At 49.8% G+C, this 4,068-nt stretch carries 2 tRNA genes and 2 rRNA genes; all 4 read right to left on the bottom strand.

The window, feature by feature from the left end:
* Window positions 1–2,332, bottom strand: a 23S ribosomal RNA gene (locus tag VB797_RS34755); the annotation flags it as partial.
* A gap of 251 nt (window positions 2,333–2,583) precedes the next feature.
* Window positions 2,584–2,659: transfer RNA gene (locus VB797_RS34750), tRNA-Ala, on the bottom strand.
* An 86-nt stretch (window positions 2,660–2,745) separates the two neighbouring features.
* A tRNA-Ile gene (locus tag VB797_RS34745) sits at window positions 2,746–2,819 on the bottom strand.
* A gap of 126 nt (window positions 2,820–2,945) precedes the next feature.
* Window positions 2,946–4,068 (bottom strand): 16S ribosomal RNA (locus VB797_RS34740); the annotation flags it as partial.

Below are 4,068 nucleotides of genomic sequence, written 5' to 3'. Positions count from 1 at the left end.
ATTCCATGCTGAACCGTCGGATCACTAAGGCCGTGTTTCCACCCTGCTCGACTTGTAAGTCTCGCAGTCAAGCTCCCTTATGCCTTTACACTCGACGCACGGTTTCCAAGCGTGCTGAGGGAACCTTTGCGCGCCTCCGTTACCTTTTAGGAGGCGACCGCCCCAGTCAAACTGCCCATCTGAAACTGTTCCTCTTCCGGCTAACGGAAGTAGGTTAGAATTCTAGCTTCGCCAGAGTGGTATCTCACTGTTGGCTCCACATTCCCCACAAGGAATGCTTCAACGCCTCCCACCTATACTGCGCAAGCCAAGCCCGAAGCCAATTCCAGACTACAGTAAAGCTTCATAGGGTCTTTCTGTCCGGGTGCAGGTAGTCCGTATCTTCACAGACATTCCTATTTCGCCGAGTCTCTCTCCGAGACAGTGCCCAGATCGTTACGCCTTTCGTGCGGGTCGGAACTTACCCGACAAGGAATTTCGCTACCTTAGGACCGTTATAGTTACGGCCGCCGTTCACCGGGGCTTCAGTCGTCAGCTTCAAGGTTACCCCCTGACCGACTTCCTTAACCTTCCGGCACTGGGCAGGCGTCAGCCCCTATACGTCCTCTTACGAGTTTGCAGAGACCTGTGTTTTTGGTAAACAGTCGCCTGGGCCTCTTTACTGTGACCTGCTCTCGCAGGCACCCCTTCTTCCGAAGTTACGGGGTCATTTTGCCGAGTTCCTTAGAGAGAGTTATCTCGCGCCCCTTAGTTTACTCAACCTCCCTACCTGTGTCGGTTTAGGGTACGGGTACTAAGCTTTCAACACATAATCGGCTTTTCTTGGCACTATTCTTCACTACGCGCCTTCCGTAGAAGACTCCCAATCCAATCAGGGTGTAGCTATCCTTGATGCGTCCTGACTATGCTCCCACTTAATAGCTAGGGATTGTTGACCCTATGTCCATCGACTACGCTTTTCAGCCTCGCCTTAGGTCCCGGCTAACCCTCCGAGGACGAACCTGGCGGAGGAACCCTTAGGGTTTCGGGGTATATGATTCTCACATATATTTTCGCTACTCAAGCCGACATTCTCACTTCCATACAGTCCACAACTGCTTGCCGCTATTGCTTCTACCCATATGGAACGCTCCCCTACCACTTATTTCTAAGTCCACAGCTTCGGTACATCACTTAGTCCCATTCATTTTCGGCGCAGGAGCGCTTGACCAGTGAGCTATTACGCACTCTTTCAAGGATGGCTGCTTCTAGGCAAACCTCCTGGTTGTCTATGCACTCCCACCTCCTTTGCCACTTAGCGATGATTTTGGGACCTTAGCTGGTGGTCTGGGCTGTTTCCCTCTTGACGATGAAGCTTATCCCCCACCGTCTCACTGGCAACGTGTTCTCTGGGTATTCTGAGTTTGTCTCGATTTGGTACCGCTCTCGCAGCCCGCACCGAAACAGTGCTTTACCCCCCAGGTATAATCGTTACCGCTGCGCCTCAACACATTTCGGGGAGAACCAGCTAGCTCCGGGTTCGATTGGCATTTCACCCCTAACCACACCTCATCCGCTGATTTTTCAACATCAGTCGGTTCGGACCTCCACTTGGTGTTACCCAAGCTTCATCCTGGACATGGTTAGATCACCCGGGTTCGGGTCTATAAATACTGATTAACGCCCTATTCAGACTCGGTTTCCCTTTGGCTCCGGCATTCTCGCCTTAACCTACCAGTACCTATAAGTCGCCGGCTCATTCTTCAACAGGCACGCTGTCACACGTTAAATCGTGCTTCAACTGCTTGTAGGCTAATGGTTTCATGTTCTATTTCACTCCCCTTCCGGGGTTCTTTTCACCTTTCCCTCGCGGTACTTTTCGCTATCGGTCACGCAGTAGTATTTAGCCTTACGAGATGGTCCTCGCTGATTCACTAGGGATTTCACGTGCCCCTAGCTACTCGGGATTCAGTTAGTATCCAATCAATTTTCGACTACAGGACTTTCACCTTCTCTGGTGCAGTATTTCGCTGCTTCATCTAATCTATGGATTCCATGTCACTGTCCCACTACCCCATATTGCAAGCAATATGGTTTAGGCTTCTCCCCGTTCGCTCACCACTACTTAGGGAATCACTTTTGTTTTCTTTTCCTCTGGCTACTGAGATGTTTCAGTTCGCCGGGTTCGCTCATTCCTACCTATATATTCAGTAGGTTGTATTTAAGGTTGCCCTATTCGGACATTTCCGGCTCATCGCTTGCTTCCAGCTCCCCGGAACGTTTCGTCGGTAGCCACGTCCTTCATCGCCTCTGCGTGCCTAGGTATCCACCATTAGCCCTTTGTAGCTTGACCACTTAATATGTCAATCATTTTTCATCTCTTGCTTCCTCATCTCATAACTCATAAATCATTAATAATTTTACTTATCAATATATTTAATTTGTTACCAACTGAGTATCACAATCGATATACGCGTAAATATGCAGTTTTCAAGGTTCTGACTGGAAACTAGTCCAGCATTCCGACTTTCATCGTCTGGGTGCTGAAATTTTCCTTATTTAACCTATCTTTTCTTAACTTATATATAGAAGATAAGAAGATTTTGGTGGAGGTAAGCGGACTCGAACCGCTGACATCTGCCTTGCAAAGGCAGCGCTCTACCAACTGAGCTATACCCCCTAGAATATTTTGGATTTTCAATCTTGGATTTTTGATTAACATATATCAATCTAAAATCTAAAATCGTAAATCTAAAATTGTTCAGGTGGGCCATCCTGGACTCGAACCAGGGACCTCACCCTTATCAGGGGTGCGCTCTAACCACCTGAGCTAATAGCCCATTACGAACCGAACATATAGTTGTTTGAAAGCTATAATTACCTAATCTACGCACGACCTGGGATATACCTTCTCATCACCTAATTCGCATTCTGCTTTCGGTGTATGAGTGGTTAGGTCTCCCTTAAAAGGAGGTGATCCAGCCACACCTTCCGGTACGGCTACCTTGTTACGACTTCACCCCAGTCACCAGTCCCACCTTCGGCATCCCCCTCCGCGAACGGTTAGGGTAACGACTTCGGGCATGACCAACTTCCATGGTGTGACGGGCGGTGTGTACAAGGCCCGGGAACGAATTCACTGCAGTATGCTGACCTGCAATTACTAGCGATTCCTACTTCACGCAGGCGAGTTGCAGCCTGCGATCTGAACTGAGCCATGGTTTATGAGATTAGCGCACCATCGCTGGTTGGCTGCTCTTTGTCCATAGCATTGTAGTACGTGTGTAGCCCAAGACGTAAGGGGCATGATGACTTGACGTCATCCCCACCTTCCTCCGGTTTGTCACCGGCAGTCTCTCTAGAGTGCCCACCCGAAGTGCTGGCAACTAAAAACGAGGGTTGCGCTCGTTGCGGGACTTAACCCAACATCTCACGACACGAGCTGACGACAGCCATGCACCACCTGTGTTCCGGCTCCCGAAGGCACTTTCTCGTTTCCAAGAAATTCCGGACATGTCAAGCCTTGGTAAGGTTCTTCGCGTTGCATCGAATTAAACCACATACTCCACCGCTTGTGCGGGCCCCCGTCAATTCCTTTGAGTTTCACACTTGCGTGCGTACTCCCCAGGCGGGATACTTAACGCGTTAGCTACGGCACTGTCCGGGTCGATACAGACAACGCCTAGTATCCATCGTTTACAGCTAGGACTACTGGGGTATCTAATCCCATTCGCTCCCCTAGCTTTCGTCCCTCAGTGTCAGTTGCGGCCTAGCAGAGCGCCTTCGCCACCGGTGTTCTTCCTGATATCTACGCATTTCACCGCTACACCAGGAATTCCCTCTGCCCCGAACGCACTCTAGTCATGTAGTTTCCACTGCCTATATGTAGTTGAGCTACACGCTTTAACAGCAGACTTACATAACCACCTACGAACGCTTTACGCCCAATTATTCCGGATAACGCTTGCATCCTCCGTATTACCGCGGCTGCTGGCACGGAGTTAGCCGATGCTGATTCATCAAGTACCGTCATTATCTTCCTTGATAAAAGAGGTTTACAACCCAAGAGCCTTCCTCCCTCACGCGGCG

This window comes from Rivularia sp. UHCC 0363 (genome assembly GCF_034931125.1).
GTDB lineage: Bacteria > Cyanobacteriota > Cyanobacteriia > Cyanobacteriales > Nostocaceae > Rivularia.
This window is presented reverse-complemented; position numbering and strand designations above follow the sequence as displayed.